This window comes from Amycolatopsis sp. NPDC041971, from assembly GCF_055588925.1.
On sequence record NZ_JBVJCE010000010.1, the window covers coordinates 82,904 to 101,633 of the forward strand.

The 18,730-nt window shown below is 67.5% G+C and carries 13 protein-coding genes; 8 read left to right on the plus strand and 5 right to left on the minus strand.

All coding sequences use genetic code 11. The annotated features are described in order from the left end of the window. Position 1 precedes the first annotated feature (1 nt). From ACZ6DT_RS20595 to ACZ6DT_RS20625, 7 genes are all read left to right on the plus strand, one after another. Positions 2-3,304: a tubulin-like doman-containing protein gene (locus ACZ6DT_RS20595; protein WP_465597405.1), complete on the plus strand. Its 3,303-nt coding sequence runs from the start codon at positions 2-4 to the stop codon at positions 3,302-3,304. Positions 3,305-3,308: 4 nt separating this feature from the next. Further along, a complete protein-coding gene (locus tag ACZ6DT_RS20600; RefSeq protein ID WP_465597408.1) occupies positions 3,309-5,786 on the plus strand; it encodes a hypothetical protein in 2,478 nt (825 codons plus the stop codon). Between the two features lie 23 nt (positions 5,787-5,809). Next, positions 5,810-6,883: a toll/interleukin-1 receptor domain-containing protein gene (locus ACZ6DT_RS20605; RefSeq protein WP_465597411.1), complete on the plus strand. Its 1,074-nt coding sequence runs from the start codon at positions 5,810-5,812 to the stop codon at positions 6,881-6,883. Then, entirely contained in the window at positions 6,876-9,101 is a 2,226-nt protein-coding gene (locus tag ACZ6DT_RS20610; RefSeq protein WP_465597414.1) for an SPOR domain-containing protein, read from the plus strand. The genes ACZ6DT_RS20605 and ACZ6DT_RS20610 overlap by 8 nt, the downstream gene beginning before the upstream one ends. Next, entirely contained in the window at positions 9,098-10,075 is a 978-nt protein-coding gene (locus ACZ6DT_RS20615; protein WP_465597417.1) for a hypothetical protein, read from the plus strand. The genes ACZ6DT_RS20610 and ACZ6DT_RS20615 overlap by 4 nt, the downstream gene beginning before the upstream one ends. Next, entirely contained in the window at positions 10,047-10,541 is a 495-nt protein-coding gene (locus ACZ6DT_RS20620) for a hypothetical protein (RefSeq protein ID WP_465597420.1), read from the plus strand. The genes ACZ6DT_RS20615 and ACZ6DT_RS20620 overlap by 29 nt, the downstream gene beginning before the upstream one ends. 72 nt (positions 10,542-10,613) lie before the next feature. Beyond that, positions 10,614-11,588: a hypothetical protein gene (locus tag ACZ6DT_RS20625; RefSeq protein ID WP_465597423.1), complete on the plus strand. Its 975-nt coding sequence runs from the start codon at positions 10,614-10,616 to the stop codon at positions 11,586-11,588. 435 nt (positions 11,589-12,023) lie between these two features. Here the strand turns inward: ACZ6DT_RS20625 and ACZ6DT_RS20630 are convergent, their stop codons facing one another. Both ACZ6DT_RS20630 and ACZ6DT_RS20635 read right to left on the minus strand, forming a co-directional pair. Continuing rightward, positions 12,024-12,695 (minus strand): GntR family transcriptional regulator, encoded by a 672-nt coding sequence (locus ACZ6DT_RS20630; RefSeq protein WP_465597426.1) that lies wholly within the window; start codon positions 12,693-12,695, stop codon positions 12,024-12,026. Further along, the gene (locus tag ACZ6DT_RS20635) at positions 12,692-14,125 is read right to left on the minus strand and encodes an aldehyde dehydrogenase family protein (protein WP_465597429.1); all 1,434 of its coding nucleotides are present in this window, start codon (positions 14,123-14,125) and stop codon (positions 12,692-12,694) included. The genes ACZ6DT_RS20630 and ACZ6DT_RS20635 overlap by 4 nt, the downstream gene beginning before the upstream one ends. Positions 14,126-14,263: 138 nt before the next feature. Between ACZ6DT_RS20635 and ACZ6DT_RS20640 the strand changes: the two genes are divergently transcribed. Further along, positions 14,264-15,709, plus strand: a complete 1,446-nt coding sequence (locus ACZ6DT_RS20640; protein ID WP_465597432.1) for a GMC family oxidoreductase — start codon at positions 14,264-14,266, stop codon at positions 15,707-15,709. On the opposite strand, the gene ACZ6DT_RS20645 is transcribed toward ACZ6DT_RS20640, so the two are convergent. The 3 genes from ACZ6DT_RS20645 to ACZ6DT_RS20655 are packed head-to-tail and all read right to left on the minus strand — an operon-like array spanning position 15,693 to position 18,684. Then, positions 15,693-16,616, minus strand: a complete 924-nt coding sequence (locus ACZ6DT_RS20645) for an alpha/beta hydrolase (RefSeq protein WP_465597435.1) — start codon at positions 16,614-16,616, stop codon at positions 15,693-15,695. The two genes, ACZ6DT_RS20640 and ACZ6DT_RS20645, sit on opposite strands and share 17 nt — an antisense overlap. After that, a complete protein-coding gene (locus tag ACZ6DT_RS20650) occupies positions 16,613-17,572 on the minus strand; it encodes an aldo/keto reductase (protein WP_465597438.1) in 960 nt (319 codons plus the stop codon). Before ACZ6DT_RS20650 ends, ACZ6DT_RS20645 begins: the two co-directional genes overlap by 4 nt. An 8-nt stretch (positions 17,573-17,580) precedes the next feature. Continuing rightward, positions 17,581-18,684, minus strand: a complete 1,104-nt coding sequence (locus ACZ6DT_RS20655; protein WP_465597441.1) for a zinc-binding dehydrogenase — start codon at positions 18,682-18,684, stop codon at positions 17,581-17,583. Positions 18,685-18,730 lie beyond the last annotated feature (46 nt).

Genomic DNA, 18,730 nt, shown 5'->3' on the forward strand with positions numbered 1-18,730 from the left:
GATGTTGCAGAAGTTCCTCGTCGTCGGCGTCGGCGGATCCGGCGGGGTGACCCTGCGAATGCTCCGGGCCAGGCTGCTCGAACACCTCGCGGAACGCGGCTATGACGGCGGTATGCCCGCCGCGTGGCAGCTCATCCACATCGATGTGCCGCTCGAACAGGACCGCAGACCGGAACGGGTCCCGCTGCTGCCGCCCAGCGACTACGTCGGGCTGGCGGTCGAGGGGCTGACCTATCGCGACGTCGACGAAATGCTGTGCGCGCGCGGCGACGCCGTGGTCCGGCACACCGCCGGCTGGCGGCCCGATCCCGACGAGTGCAACGTCGCGCCGGAGTCCGGTGGGGGCCGTTTCCGCGCGGTGGGGCGCGTCATCCTCGGTGCGCGGATGGCCTCGGCGCACGAACGGCTGCGTACCGCGGTCAACGCGCTCCACAGTGAACAGGCGAACGAAGAGTTCAGCGAGGTCTGCCGACGGTTGACCGGGGACGGCGTGCCCAGCCAGAACCCAACGCAGGTCGTGGTGGTCACCTCGCTCGCAGGAGGCTCGGGGTCCGGGTTGTTCCTCGACGTCTGCGACATGCTGCGCCAGCTCGAGCCGAGCGTGCAGGGGCGCCTGGTCTCGGTGATGTACACACCGGAGGTCTTCGACGAGCTGTCGCCCGCGGACCGTGCCGGGATCAACCCCAACGCGCTCGCGACCGTCTGTGAACTCCTCAACGGCCGGTGGAACGGCGAGGCGTCTTCGCAGGACGAGTTTTCGTTCCTGCGCGCGGCGGGCGCGGCGGCGGTGGACAGGATCACGACGCGCGGACCGCGGATTCCCTACCTGATCGGCCGCACCAACGGTCAGGTGAACTACTCGGACCAGGGGGAGGTCTACGAGGCGGTGGCACGTGGCATGACCGTGTGGGCCACCAGCCCCGAGATCCAGTCCAGGTTCTCCAGCTACGAGATCGGAAACTGGGCGTCGCGTGCCAACGGGCCGGATCGGACGGGACTGACCGGCGACAATACCGAGATCCCGCTCAGCTCTTTCGGGTGCGCGTCAGTCGGCATCGGGCTGGATCGCTTCGCCGGATACAGCACTGATCGGCTGACCCGGGAAGCGGTTGAACACGTGCTGTCCGGTCATTGGCGCGTCGCTGACGAAAAGGTGGTCAACGAAGAGAAAGCGCGACAGGACCGGGTGGAGGTATCGGTACGAAGCTTCCTCTCCAACTGCGGCCTCGACGAACAAGGGCCTCACCGCAACGACATTCTCGACGCGATCCGGGGTGGCCTGAGCAGCGACAAGGCCCGCGACGACGTCCGTGCGCAGATCAGGCCGAGGCTGCTCGACAAAGTGCGGGCGCAATGGCCGCCGAAGGCCGACGCCCGACTGGTGGCCAAGCGCGTCACCGAGCGCATGACCGAGCAATGGACGACGGAGTTCACCGCCTGCGAGGCGCGTTACTTCGAAGCCACGACCGGATGGACCCGCGATCTGCAGAAGGTCATCCAGGCACACACCGCGGAACTGCTCGCGGCCGAAGGCGGTCCGGTGGCGGTCGCCGTGCTTCGGCAGGTGAAGATCGAGCTGACCGAGATCGTCGTCAAAGAACTGGTCGACGAGCTGAACAGCCAGAAACGCATGGTCACCGAGATGAACAGCCGGGTCAGTGCGGCGCTGGCCGGCACGACCACGATGCCCGCCGACCACCCCAAAGTGGCCCAGGCGATCGACGCGGCGATCGATTGCTTCCATAATCGGACCGAAGTGCTGGTGCACGAACTGGCGATCGAGCTCATCCGCGACATCGGAGACAACCTGCTCGATCCGCTCAGGACGGCACTCGTCGGCGGTCTGGACGGTTTGCAGGCGGATCGTGTGGGGTCGTCCGTCCAGCCGTCGCCCGTACCGGGCTGGCCGGTCGAGGACGCACCGGTCCCCGGTCCCTACTACCCCGCGGGCAACGAACTCGTGCTGGAGCGGGTGAGCTCGTATCCCGAAGAGTTCACCCGGCTGTTGCGTGCGCAGTCGAACGACGAGAACGACGGCAACGCGCTCGTGCGTGCTCGCCGTGAGGTGATCACCGGGCAGGATCAACGCGCCATCGAAACCACGAAGCGCTGGGTCCCTCGCGACGCACGGCTGCGGCAGGCACAAAGTCCGTCCGCCGCCAAATTCAAGACCGGGCTCGCCGTGACAGCGCTGCGGGAGCGTGCCCGCGACTGGATCCGGCGCCCGGACACCCCGATGGCCCGGCATCTCGGCCAGACCTTGCGTACCTATCTGGCGGAGAAGGGCGACCGGCGGCAAGAACACGAGCTCCGGCTCGAGCACTTCCGCAATCTGCTGGCACAGGCGGTGAAACTGTCGCGCCCGCTGATCGCGATCGACGCACCCGCCCTGATGCGGGTGCACCAGCGGTCCCTCGGCTACCGCGAGGTGATGACACCGCTGCCGTTCCCGACCGGACATCCGGGGCAGGAGGCCGCGCGGAAGGTCTTCGCCTCGCACAGCGACGCCGACTTCGGGCAGTTGCTCGGGACGCGGGACACCGAGCGGATCGACATCTTCACCTTCCTCGACGCACCGGTACAGCCCTCGGTGATTTCCTCGCTCACCCACCCGATCGCCGCACAATGGCAGCAGGAGAGGAGTCAGCCGAACATGGCGGGCTTCTGGACCTGGCGCCGGGCGAGGGGGCTTCCGTGGTTCGTGCCCTGTCCTCCCACCGTCCGCCGCAACATCGTTCGAGGCTGGTTCGTGGCGCGTTTCCTCAATCAGATCAAATGCGAGGGGGGCGACCTGCGCACGGTGCCCACCGAAGTGTGGACTCCTGACGGATATGCGAAGTTCCCCTTCCCGCTGTTGGGCAGGAAGATCCGCAAACTGAACGAGTGGCTGCCCGCGGTGCTCGAGTCCATGGCCGTCACCGTCGTCGGCGTCGCCGACTCCGCGCCTTATGAACGGCTGATCCGGCTCGGCGAGTCGCTCGAGCAACAGGACGAACTCAGCGACAAAGGTGAATTCGCGCGCTGGCTGGAGAACGGTTTCACCGTGGCGGACGCACCCGTTCCGGAGCCGGAGGTCGCGGGTACCAGGCACGACCCACCGGAAGACCGGGTGAAGCTTGCCCTCCAGTACGTGCAGAAGTACCAGCACCACTACGATTCGTTCCGCGATCTGCCGCTCAATTCCGTGTCGGCACTCGGGGTCTCGCGAGCCTGGGAGATACGGGAAGACATCTGGAGCGCGCTCGCGACCTTCCACGATGCCGTGGTCAACGGTGAATCCATCGATCCGTCCGATGTGGGGTGAGCCGGTGCGGACCATCACCGTCGTGATCGGAGCCGGTGAAACCAGAGACGTACTGACGGCCTGGCGAGCGGCGGGCCTCGTCCGGCCGTTTCTGTGGTGGGAGGCGGAAGAAGAGGGCAGGCACTGGGTACGCCACAGTGATCGGAGTGCCGATCCGGTCCCGCTGCTCGACGCGCTGGCGGCGGTCAAGTACGACCGTGTGCGCCTGCTCTGCCTCCAGACCTTGACCGGGAACGAGAGTGAGCTCGGATCGGTGGCGCTCTCCTTACGGGTCAAGGGACTCATCGAGCGCCATCTCGGCCGTGGCCAGCGACTGTCCACAGTGGGCGTTCTGGTGCCGGCGACGGGAGTGGCGAAGGTGTCCTGCTCGGTGCTGTCCAACCGATGGGACACCACCGCGGTCGTCGTGGACCAGGACAGCGTGGATCCCCGCCACAGCAGCCGCGAGATACACACCGCCGAGGACTTGGCCGCGCATGCCGCCCTCGCGGTCGCCTCGATCGGGGGTAACTGGCCGGGAATGGACGACGCCCCGTTCGACGACGACGTGGCGGGTGCCGGGCACCAGGAACCTCGAGTCCGACTGGTACGCGTTCACGCGCGTGCCGTGCGCGGGGACGGCATCGCCGCGGAGCTCGTGCGCGCGACCCTGTCCCGCCGACGCGAACCGGATTGGGTGGCGCTATGCGCGAACGCCGTGCCTGCCAAGGATCCGGATGGGGTCGTCGAGCGTGCCACCGCCGATTACCTGGGCGGGCCTGGCGCACGGGTGCGCCGCACGCCGTACGTCGGCCGAGGTCGCCGTCCTCTGCGGATCACGCCGGGACAGGTGCTCCGGCTACTGGGGCTGTTCGTCCGTGGCCGGATCCCCGAACTGCGTGAAGAACTCGGCGCGGTGGCGTCCGACGGGGCCCACGACCGGGCCAAGCGGTTCGCCCAGCGGCTCCGCGTCGACGCGGAGACCGATGCGGTGGTGGGGCTCGACGAACGGGACCTGGACACGGAGAGACTTCCCGATCTGGAGGTCACCAAAGGCACGGTCGACCTGGCGCGGGCGCTGCTCGCCGACGTCGCGAAGCACGGCAGGCCAGGCGGCTTCACCGCCGAATGGTCGTGCCTGCGACAGCTCGCCTTCGGTTTGGCCGACGCGGGACGACTCCCTGACGGCTGCCTGGAACCGGTGTCCGGAGCGCGGCGCGAGGCTCTCGGCCCGACGTCGATCAGCCCACCACCACCCGCCTCGGAGACGTCACTGAGGGCATGGCAGGACGATCGGCCCGGTTCACTGCTGTCCGGTATCGGCACCCGCCTGCTCGACGACGCGAACGCGGCGAAGAACGCGTTCTTGACGGCGTTGAAGCGCCTGCGTGAGGCGCGGCCGACGTTGTTCGCGAGTTTCACGGTGACCGTGCGACTGTGGTGGGCCTGGCTGGTGATATGCGTGCTTGCCCTGACCGGGACCGTCGGCGGCCTGATCGCCGGTCTCGCCGGAACGCTCGATCGGTCACAGGCCGCGCTGCTCGCGGGCGGCTCCGTCGCGGGCTTCGTCGTCTGCTCGATGATCATCATCACGTACGGGTTCCACCTGTGGTTCGCCGACGCGCGCGGGTTCGTCCGCGTCACGGCCGAGTACGAAGACGCACACCGCGCGGCCGAACACGAGGCGGCCGAACTGATCCGGCTCACGACGGCCTGTGGTGAATATCAGGACGTCGCCACGACGATCGCGATGGTCACGCACTCCGGCTGCGACGGCACGGCGATGCCCAAGCTGACACCTGCCGATCTGGCGGCACTGCCCCGACCGTGGGCGTTCGGGGTGGCGACGGCCGAGATAGCACCGCGGACCTTGGCAAGGCTCACGTCGATCGTCGGTGGCCGATTGTTCGTCAGCGGCTGGACTTCCGCCTTGTACGCCGAAACCGTCGCGAAGTCGATGTCCGCGCTCAGATTCGACCGAGGACTGGCCGACTCGGATCCCAGGCCGGATCCGGACACCGAGCCCGCCGCGCGCCGCGCGCTGTGGTCCGACCTGCGCGAAGGTGCGGCAGAGGAGATCCTTGTCGAGGAAATCCGCGCGCACGTCATTGACGAGCTTCCCGGCCAACGACTCGAGGAGCTGTTCCCGGCTGTCTCGCCGGTCGACGGCGAACCGACTTCGGCCGTCTCGTTCTTCACGGCACTTCGGGCTACCGGCGAGCCGAGCGAAGGGACGTTCAACACCCGGTACTGGAACCCGGGGTCCGGATACCGTGCCGTCGCGACCGCGACGCAGGTCTGGCTGCCGGAAGCGCTGGGCCCGGAGCATACGGCCACCTCGACGCCGATCGGCTCACCGGATCTGGCCGAAGACCCTGTCACCGCGCATTCCGCGCGACTCGACGCGACCCCGCCGATCGTCTGGTCGGACCTGGCCCTGTTCGCTTGCGAACAACCGGGCGACGAACAGGCAGCCGACGGGATCGTCGGCGACGTCGGGTGATCTGGACACCAAGGAGCATGGGAATGACCGACCACAACCGATCGGCCGAGCAGCGGTACGACGTCTGTCTGTCCTTCGCCGGGCAGCAACGCGACTACGCGAGAGAAGTCGCCGAGCTGCTCGAGGCAGGTGGCGTCAAGGTCTTCTTCGACGAGTACAAGACCGTGGACATGTGGGGCGAGGACACCTACACCCATCTCGACGAGGTCTACAACTACCAGTCCCGGTTCTGCCTACTGTTCGCCTCGGCGGACTTCGCGCGCAAGGTCTGGCCGAACCACGAGCGGGTCTCCGCCCAGGCACGCGCCATCCGCAGCGCGGAGGCCTACATCCTGCCGATCCGCTTCGACGACACGAAGATCCCGGGACTACGGGAGACCATCGGCTACATCGACGCTAGGGACACTTCACCGGCCACCGTGGTGCAGAAGCTCATAGCGAAAATGGGGCGCACACCCGTCCTGAGGACGGTCGGAGGGACCATTCTGGTCCTCGCCACCGAGAATCCGGACCTGAACCTCGACCGGATCCTCGAAATCGCCCTCACCCGCTGCCGGGTGGAGGTACCGCCGGAGCTGCGGTCGCGAACGGCTTCCCGGAGCACGACGGTGATTCCGGTCTCGGAACGGACCGCGGCCGAAGTGATGTCCACCGTGATCCCCGCGCTCGAATCGGTCGCCGAGGAGCAGCTCGCCCGATTGTCCGGCACGAGCCTCCGGATCGGTGTGCACGAGGGGGAGGTGCCCGCGGGCAACGGCCTGCGATGCCTCGACATCACCACGACCGAAGCCTCGGTCAACGCGTCCGTCGTCGGCGAAACGCTGGCGGCCGCGCCCAAGGCGGATTGCGTGGTGGTCGCCTCCCAACGAATCCACGACAGCGTGCTCCGCTCGGGGCGTGCCGGTGCGTCGAGCTACCGGCAGGTCACTCAGCCCGACGGCAGCGCTCTCTTCCTGAGGGTGCCCGGCTACCCGAAGCCTCCGGTTCCCGGAGAACCGAAGCACGGGATGCCGGGCAAAACGACGACCAATGCCTTCTTCGGTCAGGCATCCATCAATCACCTGGGCGACAACCACTACGGGGGCTCGAATGTCTGATGACGAAGACATCGCTCCACAAGAAGGCGCGGACCAGCCCGAGGCTGACGCCGCGCCGCAAGAATCGGAACCGGAGCCGGCCCCCCAGCGGGAGCCCGAGGCGGCGGTACCGGTCGATGCCAAGGAAAGCGTTCCGGCGGAAGAGAAACCGGACACCGACCCGGCCACGTGGAAGGAAGAAAACCGTAACTTCGACGATGCCCTGCAATCACTGCTCGGCGGCGGGCTCCGGCTCGGCGGGACCGGCACGAACAACATCTTCTTCGGGTCGACGTCGGTCTCCGCACTCGGCGACAACTATTCGGCCGCGAGTACGCGTGGCTTTGGCTCTCCCTTGCGTAGCGGCCCGGTCTCGTCCGCGCTGCTCGACCGGATCCGCGCTTCATTCGTGGAACCGGCGGGTTATCAACAGTTGAAGCGAGCACTGGAGTCACATCAGGTGGTCTTCGTCAGGGCGCGCAACGGTTCCGGACGGACGACGACCGCACTGCGTCTACTGGACCAGGCTTGCCGCACCGGGGTGCGCAAACTCGATCCCGACACGAAACTGAAGGCGCTCGAAGCCGACGACTTCGAGGAAGCCCACGGCTACCTCCTCGAATCGTTCGCTCCGGACCAAGCGGCCGGGATTCGGTCTTTCCACGTCGAAAAGATCAGCCGACTGATGCGGGAAAAGGGCTGCATGATGATCGTCATCGTCGGCGAGAACGTGCCGTTGCCCGCTCGCGAAATCGATGATTTCGTCATCCGCGAAATCGGCGCGATCGAACCGCAGGTTCTGTTGACCCGGCACATCGAATGGGGCCTGCGGGGGTCACCCGCCGAGAGCACGGCCAACACACTGCTGTCCCGCCCCGAAGTGAAAGAGATCATCGCCGAGATCACCGAGGATGTGCCTCCGCGCGAACTCGCCGAACTCGGTGCTCTGCTGGTGGAGGTGGCACACGACCGCATCGGTCTCGACCTGGTTCGCGAGCGCTACTCGCGCGTGACCGAAGCCAGTTTTCTCGAGTGGTTCGGCCGGCAATCCGACCCGGAGCAACGAGCCTTCGTAATCGCGTTGGCGGTGCTCAACAACGAGACGGTGACGTTGGTGTCGGACGCGGCGGCCATGCTCGCCAAGCGGATCAAGGCGGTTGAGGTCCCGCGTCGATTCGACCGGGCGAAGCCGCTCTTCAAAACTTCGCTACAACAGCGACTCGATGCTGCCAAGGCTGAAGTCTTCCAAGACACCCTGAAACTGAAGTACGGCGATGTCGCGGTCCGGAAGGTCCGATTTCACGATGACCGATTCCCGCGTCGCCTCCTGGATCACATCTGTGCGCAGTACAGCGAGGAATTCGAGCTCGTCAGGGAATGGCTCATCGATCTGGGTGAGCAGAACAACGAACGATTGAGTACGCGTGCGGCTGTGGCTGTCGGCCTGTTGAGCGGTTACGATTTCCCGTCGATCTACAGCAAGATCATCGACGCCTGGGTGATGGCGAACAGTCGCGATCCGCGGTGGGCAGCCGCCGCCGCATTGCAGATACCCAGCCGAGATCCGGCGCTCGGCCGGGTCGTCGGGAGGCTGCTCACCGACTGGATAAAGAAGCCTGGCATAGCGGGTACCTATCGACGGACCGCGGCGCAGGCGCTGGGCACCACGGAGGCGATGAGCACGGACAAGGTCCTCAGTCTGCTGAAATACGCGGCCCGACAAAAGGACCGGGTCCTTTCTCACGTGATCGGCGAAAGCGTCTGCCGTCTCTTCCGGGAACCGGAACAACGTACGCCGGTACTGGAAGCTCTCCTGAACTGGACAGCGGACGAAAGATTCCCGCAGCGGCGCGAGACCGGCCTCAGAGCATTACTCATCATCTCCCTCTATCTGGACGTGGAAGTGGCGGAGAGTGCCGAGGAGTGGCCGATCTTCCTCTGGGTGGCCGAGCAGGACGCCGGGCAACGCGCGCAGGTCCTCACGCTGTTCGGCCGTGTGCTGATCGCCGCGGGCTTCATGCACGGCGGTTACACCCGGATCGACAACTGGGTCAGGCGGGCGCGGCGCGACCGGACGCTCCGTGAACCGCTCGCTCGGTTCCTGTACGACCTGGGTCGAGAATCCGGCGAACTCGGCAGTATCCGCGAACATCTCGAATACCTGGCCACCGCGAAGCGGAACTTGGCCGGAACCGTACAAACGCTGCTGCTCCACTTCGAAGAAAGGACCGTTGGATGAGCGAGGAGCCCGCCGACGACAGCAAGATCGTGCGCACCATGGATGTCACCCGGGCGAGCCTGCGCAAGGTCAACCCGGCCTCGTCGGGACATACGGCCATCGTCTACCTCACCAGGCGCGGTTCCTACGAACTCGCGACCAGCAGACTGACCATGGGTGAGCTTTGGCTGGATACGCCGAGCGAGATGTACACCGTCGACCTCACCACGCACGACGACGTCCTCTCGCTCGAACTGCCGTCACGTGAGGAAGCGTTTCGTTTCCCCGCCACCGTGCATGTCAGCTGGCGAGTCGCCGATCCGATCATCGCGGTGCGGACCGGGTTGAACGATCCGGTCGGGCAGGTGCGACGCGCTCTCGAAGGACAACTGCGCACGGTCACCCGTAAATTCTCGCTCACCGAGAACCCCCAAGCCGAGGCCGAGATCAACGCGAGCTACCGGGACAAGCCGATCGTCGTGTCTTCGGCGCTGGTGATCGACCGCTGCTCGGTACTGATCGATCCCGAAGCCGGCCAGCGCAGACATCTGGAGGAACTGCGGATCACCGAGCACGACCGGCAACTGTCCATGCTCAGAGAAGAGAACGACCTCGCGCTGAAGAAGCAGCGTATGGACATGTACGTCGGTGCGCTGCGCGACGACAACATGAGCATGCTCGCCCTGGTGCTCTCCGGACACGGCGAGGATGCCAAGGCCGTGATCAACCTGGTGCTTCGGGAAAAGGAAAAGAACGCGGAGAAGGCGCGCGAAGTCCTGGACATGTTGATCGAGAAGAAACTGGTCAACCGCCACGACGTCAAGGTGATCATGAACGACGCGGCCAAGACGGTTTCGGACCACATCGGCGACGTCAACCCGCTGGCTACGCGCAAGTCGGCCGCCGTGGACGAAAAACCGCCGCCGCCGACACGGGTCGCGAGCCGCCGCGTGGAGGACGACGACGATGATGACGAAGACGACGATGCCTGGTGACGCTCCGGTGAACCCGATTTCGGACATACCGCTGGTCAGCGGTCTTTTCGGCCTGCTAGACGAGGCCGCTGACCGACTCGGGTTCGCGCTGTGGTTCAGGGTCTTCCTGGGCTTCGTCTACGCGGCCGCGTTCGGCTATCTCATCGCGTGGCTGCTCCTCACTTATGTCGTGCCGTGGGCGGGCTCGGCCCTGCGTCGGCCGGTCAAGAAGGTCGTCGAAGGCTTCCGGTTCGTGCTGCTCACGCCGGACTGGGCGCTTAGCCGCGTCTTCCGGCGAGCGGGACGTATTCCTCCGCAGGTGGTCTATGACTACGGCGGCGTGGTCATGAGGTTCGTCGACCGAATGCAAGAGCTCGCCGATCGCGGCCTGCCGAAACTCACCGGCAGCCGTTCCGCGCCGCGATGGCTGCTTCTCGTGTTCGTGGGCGTCTGGTTCCTGCTCTGGGGCAATTCGCTTCCCCGCTAGTGCGGCGACCCTGAGGCCGGACCAGGGAAAACCCGGATGCCCTTGCCGTCGCCCGCTTCTACCGTCGTGATCATGATCCGACGAATACTGCTGACGGTGCTCGCGGGCGCGGCGGTCCTGCTCGTGCCCTGGACCGTCTACCTCGCGCACACGTTGCCCGACCGGTACGACACCGGCCAGTGGCGCGCGGCCTGGGTCGGATTCGACGTCGCCCTCCTGCTCTGCTTCGCGGCCGGAGCGTGGCTCGGGCTGCGTCGTCGCCGAGCGGCCGTGCCGCTGCTGTCCGCCACGGCCGCGATGTTGTGCTGCGACGCGTGGTTCGACGTCACGCTCGGCTGGACGTCGTCCGAACGGTGGACCAGCGTCGCGCTCGCCGTCCTCGTCGAGATCCCGGTCGCCGTGTTGTTCGCCCTCGCCGCGCGGCGGTTGTCGAGCACCGCGATGCCGCGGCGAGCGGTCACGTTGCGGGACATCGCGATGCGGGAGGACCCGCGATACCACCAGGTGACCCGCGAGCTGCCCGCCGGAGCGGAAGAGGTCGCGCGCCGGACGGGACTGGGTCGAGAAGAAGTCGCCGAGTGCCTGAAAATATTGCGAGACAACGGTTTCGTGCGCCGTAATCGGAAAGGCGTCTGGAACGCGATCCCGCAGGACCTGCGTGAGCCGAGGCCGGAGGACTACGACGGCGAAGAGCGGGAGCGGGTCACCGCGTTCCTCGACGTGAAGTACGCGAACGAGGTCGCCCTGCTGTCCTGGGCCGCGGAGCACCGCGACGAGTTCGGTCCGTGGTCGACAGCCCAACGGACCTCGACGCGGCTGACGGAAGGGGAATTCCGCGAGTTGGACGCGGAGTACCGCGAACTGATCGCGCGGTACTGCGGGCGCCGACGTCGTCCGGGGGAAGGTGAGAAGGAACTCTCCGTCCGCTTCTATGCCTTCCCGCCACCGGAGACCGCCCCGGTCCAGGGATGCCGCCAGGCCAGGAAGGGACCTCCGCCGGGAGGCGGTGTGGCGGGTGTGGTGTATCGAGAGGTAAGGCAAGCGTGACAGGAACGAGCCTGCTCCAGAGTGTCCACAAGGGGCAAGTTCTGGAGTTCGAATTCGAGGGGTAGGGCACAGGTGGCAGGGTGCGGCAGCGACGAGAAGCCTTCGCTACGCCGGTGCCGTAGCCTTGCCGAACCAATGGTCGAGATGCGTCGCGAAAGCCACTTTCGCGACGCCTGACGTCCCGTAAGTGGCTTTCGCGACACCATCGCCCCACGGTCGCGAGCGAAACCCCGCGACCCGACACCTTTGCGTCACCACTAGATACCACTCACGACCCCTTCGCAAAATTAGGTGAATCACCCAGATGAGACGAGTGTGCCTCGAAAGTAGTCCTCTATGGACAGTTGAGAAGGTGTCAGTCGCTGGCAGGTCGCTTCCGCCGCCGAACCTCACCACGGCACCCTATGCCTTCCCGCCACCGGAGGCCGCCCCGGTCTAGGGATGCCGCCAGGCCAGAAAGGTCTCCAGCGTGGTCAGCCGGTGTTCTCGTACGGCCAGTTCGATCTCCCCGGCCGGCGCGTTCCGATCGAACAGGTCGAGGATGTTCTGGTGTTCCCGCACGGATTCGTGCGCGCGGCCGGGGACGAAGCTGAACGTCGACGTGCGCAGTCCGGCAAGCCGGTTCCAGCCGCGGTTGACCAGATCGAGCACCTGCGGATTGGGGCAGGTGCCGACCAGGACGCGGTGGAAGTCGCGGTTCAGCGCGGTGAACCGCGACGGTTCGAAGTTGTCCAGGCAGGCGGTCAGTTCCGCGTTGAGTCCCTTGGCCTTGTCGAGTGCTTCGGCGGGCAACGTCGGCGCCGCCAGGGCGGCGGCGTACCCCTCGACCAGTGCGAGTGTCTGCATGGTGTGCTGGTAGTCGCGTTCGTCGGCCATCGCGACCTGTGCGCCGACGTTGTGCTCGTAGGTCACCAGCCCTTCGGCCTCCAGCCGCCGGACGGCCTCGCGCACGGGCACGGTGCTGACCCCGAGTTCCTGCGCGATCTGCCCGAACACGAGGCGGTAGCCGGGGGAGAAGGTGCCGTCGTCGATCCTCGCCTTGATCCAGTGGTAGGCGATCTGCGACTTGCTCATCGCGGTCGAGTTCACCGCGTCGCCGGCGGTCACGAGTAGTGCAGCCAGACCGACTTGATCTCGGTGTAGGCGTCGATCGCCCACGGCCCCATCTCGCGGCCCCAGCCCGACGCCTTGTAACCGCCCCACGGCGCGGCCATGTCCGGGATCGGCGGCATGTTGACGAACACCGCGCCCGCCCGGATGCCGTTGGCGAACCGATGAGCGACGCCCAGGTCGCGGGTCCACACGGTGGCCGCGAGCCCGTACTCGGTGTCGTTCGCCCGCGCGAGGAGTTCGTCCTGATCATCGTAGGCGGTGACGGCGAGGACCGGCCCGAAGATCTCTTCGCGCATGATCGTCATGTCGTCGGCGACGCCGGCGAAGAGCGTCGGCGAGTAGAAGTAGCCTTCGCGGTCGATGCTCTGGCCGCCGGTGACCAGTTCGGCGCCCTGCTCACGGCCGGTCGAGACGAGGAAGTCCACGTGCTCGCGGTGCTTCGCGGACACGAGAGGCCCGAGCTGGGTGGACTCGTCCAGGCCTGGCCCGAGCTTGAGGCCCTCCAGCCCGGCGGCGAGTTTCGTGACGAACTCCTGCTCGCGCTTGCGGTCCACGAAGAACCGGGTGTACGCGGCACAGACCTGCCCGCTGTTCAGCGTCGCGCCCGCGAGGTTGCCGGCGACGGCGGCGTCGATGTCGGCGTCCCCGGCGATGATGCTGGGTGCTTTGCCGCCGAGTTCGAGCGTGAGCCGCTTGAGATTGGACTCCGCGCTGGCGGCCGTGATCAGCTTCCCGACGGCGGTCGACCCGGTGTAGGACAGGTGGTCGACGTCGTCGTGCTTGCTCAGGAGCGCGCCCACCGCGCCGTCGCCGGTGACCAGGTTGACCACTCCCGGCGGGAACCCGGCCTCGTGCACGAGTTCCACCAGCCGGATGCTGGTCAGCGGCGTGACCTCGCTGGGTTTGATCACCACGGTGTTGCCGGTGGCCAACGCGGGCGCGAGCTTCCACACCAGGATCATCAGCGGGAAGTTCCACGGCGTGATCAGCGCGTTCACCCCGACCGGCTCGCGGCGGGTGTAGTGCAGCGTGTCCGGGAAGGACACCGGGTTGGTGGTGCCCTGGATCTTGGTCACCCAGCCCGCGAAGTACCGCAGATGCTCGGCCGCGCCGGTGACGCTGACCTGGCGGGAGATGCCGATCGGCTGGCCCTGGTCGCGGGTTTCGAGCGCGGCCAGCTCCTCGTGGTGCTTGTCGACCAGTTCCGCCAGTTTGAACAGCAGTGCGGCCCGCTGGACCGGCAGCAGTCCCGCCCAGGCGGGGTCGTCCAGCGCCTTCCGCGCGGCGCCGACGGCCGCGTCGACGTCGGCGGCCGACGCGGTGCCGACGTCCTCGATCACCTGGCCGGTGGCCGGATCGTACGTCGGCAGGGACCCGCCTCCCGCGGCGGTCCACTGTCCGTCGATGAACAGGCGTGTGGCCATGGCTAGCTCCTCCTCGACCGGTGTGTGATCGAGTATCGGGCGCCACGAGGTCCCCGGTCTTGCCCGCCAGGGCACGCCGATTGTCGGCCAGCGAACCGAATCCGCCGGACGCGGCCGCGCCTTGCGAGGGTGAAGGACATGGACGTCATCGTGGTGGGAGCGGGTTCGGCCGGTTCGGTGGTCGCCAGGAGACTGGCCGACTCCGGGGCGTGGGTGACCCTGCTCGAAGCGGGCGGGCCGGACACCAACCCGGCCATCCACGACCCCTCGCGGGCAGGGGAGCTGTGGCATGGCCCGGAGGACTGGGACCACTACACGGTGCCGCAGCCGCACGCGGCGAACCGGCGGCTGCATCTGCCGCGCGGCAAAGTGCTCGGCGGATCGCATTCGCTCAACGCGATGATCTGGGTGCGCGGCGCCCCGGCCGACTACGACGGCTGGGATCTGCCCGGCTGGCGGTGGGACGACGTGCGCCCGGTGTTCGAGCGGATCGAGAAGGATCTGCTCGACGTCGTGCCGAACGAGCCGCTGCACCCGATCCAGCAGTCCATTGTGGACGCGGCCGTGCAGATCGGCCTGCCGTTCAACCCGGACTACAACGGCGACGAGCTCGACGGCGTCTCGGTGCAGCGCGTCACCACGCGCGAAGGCAAACGGCTCAACACCTGGCTCGCCTATGGACAACCCGCCGCCGATCGGATGACCGTCCACACGGGAGCGCTCGTCCACCGGCTGCTGTTCGAGGGCGACAAGGTGACCGGTGTGCTGGCCGAGGTCGACGGCGAACTACGCAAGGTCTTCGCCGACGAGGTCGTGCTCGCCGCCGGCGCGCTGGCGTCACCGGCGATCCTGCTGCGCAGCGGTGTCGGTCCGGCCGGCGAACTGGCCGCGCACGGCATCGACGTCGTGGCGGATCTGCCGGGAGTGGGGAAGAACCTGCACGACCACCTGCTCTCGCCGGTCATCTTCACGACCGATCGCCGCCAGGTCGACCCGCCCGCGCCCGGGCGTTCGGTGACCCAGACGCATCTGTTCTGGCGCAGCCGTCCTGGTTTGGCGGTGCCCGACACCCAGCCGATCCATTTCAGCGTGCCGATGTACGAGTCATGGATGACCGGCCCGGAGACCGGGTTCTCGATGATGGCGGGCATGGTCACGCCGCGCAGCCGGGGCAGCCTCCGGCTTTCGGGGCCGAGTCCGCTCGACGAGCCGTTGATCGACCTCGCCGCACTGGAAGACCCTGCCGACTTCGAAAGCCTGGTCGCGTCGGTGGAGCAGTGCCGGGAGATCGGCCGGGCGGCCGCGCTGGCGGAGGACTGGGGTGCCCGCGAGTTGTATCCGGGTCCGGACGCCGACGTCCGCGAGTACGTCCGGCGGACCGCGATCACCTATCACCACCAGGTCGGGACCTGCCGGATGGGCACCGACGCCGAATCCGTGGTCGATCCGGAACTCGCCGTGCACGGCATCGACGGGCTCCGGATCGCCGACGCGTCGGTGCTGCCGCGGGTGACCACGGGCAACACCAACGCGCCGGCGGTGCTGGTCGGCGAGCAGGCCGCCCGGTTCATGCTCGGCCGATAGTGCGGCGCAACCAGGAGGCCCGGGCGGCGAGCGCGGCCCGGGTCACCTCGCTGCCCGGGGCGATCCGGTCGAAACCGTGGTAGGCGCCCGCCCAGACGTGCAGTTCCGTGGGCACACCCGCCTGCCAGAGGCGCCGTGCGTAGTCGACGTCTTCATCGCGGAAGATCTCGGCCGCGCCGACCTCGATGAAGGCGGGCGGGAGCCCGGTGAGGTCTTCCGCGGTCGCCGGGACCGCGTATGGCGACGTTTGTCCATTCAGGAGTGACCGCCAGCCGAACTCGTTGGCGACCCGTCCCCACACCCCGTGTTCGGAGAATTCCACTGTGGACGCGGAGTCGTTGCGGCTGTCGATCATCGGACACAGCAGCAGCTGACCGGCCAGCGCCGGTCCGCCGCGATCCCTGGCGAGCAAGGCGATTCCCGCGCTGAGGCCACCGCCCGCGCTGCCGCCGCCGATGATCAGGCGGCCAGGATCGAAACCGAGTTCGTCCGCGTGCTCGACCATCCAGGTCAACCCCGCGTAACAGTCCTCGACGGGCGCCGGATGCGGGTGCTCGGGGGCCAGCCGGTAGTCCACGGTCACCGCGACGAAGCCGAACTCCTCGACCAGCGCGACCATCCGGGGCAGGTCGGCGAACCGGTTGTCCAGCACCATGCCGCCGCCGTGGATGTTGTAGAGCCCCGGCGCGCCCTGAGCGTCCCGGGGCTTGACGACGGTGACGACCACCTCGGTACCGGGCACCCGCCGGTCCTCCCAGACGAGATCCCGGTCGCCGATCGCCTCGGCGCAACTCAGGTTACCGTCGGCCATCGCTTGCCGGATACCCGCCAGCGAGTCGGCGCCCAGTGGTGGTCCCGTCGGCAATCCTTCGAGGGCCGCGGCGAGTTCGGGATCGAAGGCCGTCACGGTCCCTCCGGATCCACAACACCGCGATCGGCCCAGTACGGCTCGACGAGTTCGCGGAGCCGGTCCGCGCCCACGCGCTCGACGAGGTCTACCGCGCCCAGATTGTCCTTGAGCTGTTCGATGCTCGTCGCGCCGAAGAGCGTGGTCGTGTTGGCCGGATGGGTGAGGGTGAACCCGAGGCACAGCTGGGCCGGGGTGACATCCAGTTCGGTCGCGATCTTCGCCAGCTCCGGGGCGGAGGCGGCGATGCGTTCGCGGATGTCGCCGGGGTCGCGGCCGACCTGCCGCGCGCCGCTGTTCTTGCCCAGCAGGATCCCGCCTTCGAAGATGTCCGAGGACTGGAGTGTGACCCCGAGCTCGCCGAAGACCTTCTTGAAGGGTTCACCGTCCGGAATGGACCTTCGCGCGACGCTGTACTTCAGCTGCGCGATGGCGGGGCCTGGTACGTTCTCGGCGGCGGAGAAGTCGTGCAGGGCCTGGATCGTGGCGGCGGACCAGTTGTTGACGCCCCACTGCCGGATGAGTCCCGCCTCGCGGAGCTCGTTCAAGTCCAGCACCAGCCGGTGCAAATCGGTGTCGTCGTGTCGGAGATCGCCCAGCACCACCAGATCGGCGTGCTCGACGCCGGCGCGGAACAGCGCGTTGTCCAGCTGGTCGCGAAGGTTGTGCTCCGGATAGCCCTCCAGCCACAGCTTGGCCGAAAGCAGGTAGTCGTCGCGGCGGAGCCCGGCCGCGCGGACCATGGCGGAGAACAGGACGTCGGTGAAGACCGGTGTGGCGCCGGGGAAGCCGTAGACGCCGACGTCGAAGAGCGTGATCCCGGAATCGACCGCGGTGCGGACCAGGTTCACCGCCTCGCGGAAGTCCATCCGGTCGTAGGTGTGCCAGGAGCCGAGCGAGAGCACGCCGGTGAGCGGCCCGTCGCGGCCGATCCGGCGCTGGGGAATGACGGACATGGGATCTCCTAGGGCAGGCGGGGGTCGATGACGGCCTTGAGCTCGCCGAGCCGAGACATCGACTCGACGCACTGCGAAGCTTCGGAAAGACCGACGGGTGTGCTGAACAGTTCATCCCACGGCAACCGATCGGCGAACGTGCGGAAGAAGTCGACCGAACGGTGGTAGTCGGCGATGTCGCCGTTGAGTGAGCCGACGACCGTGAGTTCCTTGCCCATCACCGTGCCCAGCGCCACGGGGGAGGGGGCGGGACCGGTGGAACCGACGACCGCGATCGTGCCGCGCTGGGCGGCGAACGCCACGGCCTCCTCACCGATGGTCGGCCCGCCTGCGAAGTCGAAGACGTGGTCGGCGCCCCGGCCGCCGGTGAGTTCCTTGACCCGCTCGACGCGGTCTTCCGTGCCGCCGTCGACCGGGATCGTCGCGGTGGCCCCGAAACGTTCGGCCGTCTTCAGCCGGTCGGCGGGCCCGCCGATGGTGATCACGTCGCCCGCTCCGGAGATCCGGGCGACGGCGGTGGCGAACACGCCCAGTGCCCCCGCACCCTGGACCACGACCGTCGCGCCGGGCCGGATCCCGCCCGCCCGCGAAACCGCCCGCAGCACGGTTTTGCCCGCGCAACCGGACATCGAGGCCCACGTGTCCTTGACGTCGTCCGGCAGAAGGAGTTTGGCCGCGCCAGGAGTCACGTAGCAGTAGCGCACGAGACCCCCGGTCGCGTACGGGAAGACGTCGGAGCGCTGGAGGAAGCCGTACCCGCGCTTCTCACAGGCGACCGGTTCGCGCAGGATCGCGCAGCCGTAACACTTTCCGCACGTCGACTCGGACCAGCCGATGCGGTCGCCCTCGGCGATCTCGCGGCCGAGGGTGTCGGTGGTGCCCGGTCCGACGGCCACCACCTCGCCGACCATCTCGTGACCCAGCACCATCGGGAGCATGCCGGGGAAGGTCATCTGGCCGGACCAGAGGTGCACATCGGTGCCGCACAGCGTGGTGCAGGTGATCCGGACCAGCGCGGCGCCCGGTTCCGGCTCCTCGGGCAGCGGGAGTTCCCGCAGGGTGAGCGCGGAGCCGTGTTCGGTGAGCACCGCCGCTTCGGTTCTGTTGACCATCTTTTTAGTCTACAGTCGTAGGAGAAAAAGTCCAGATCCTGGAGGA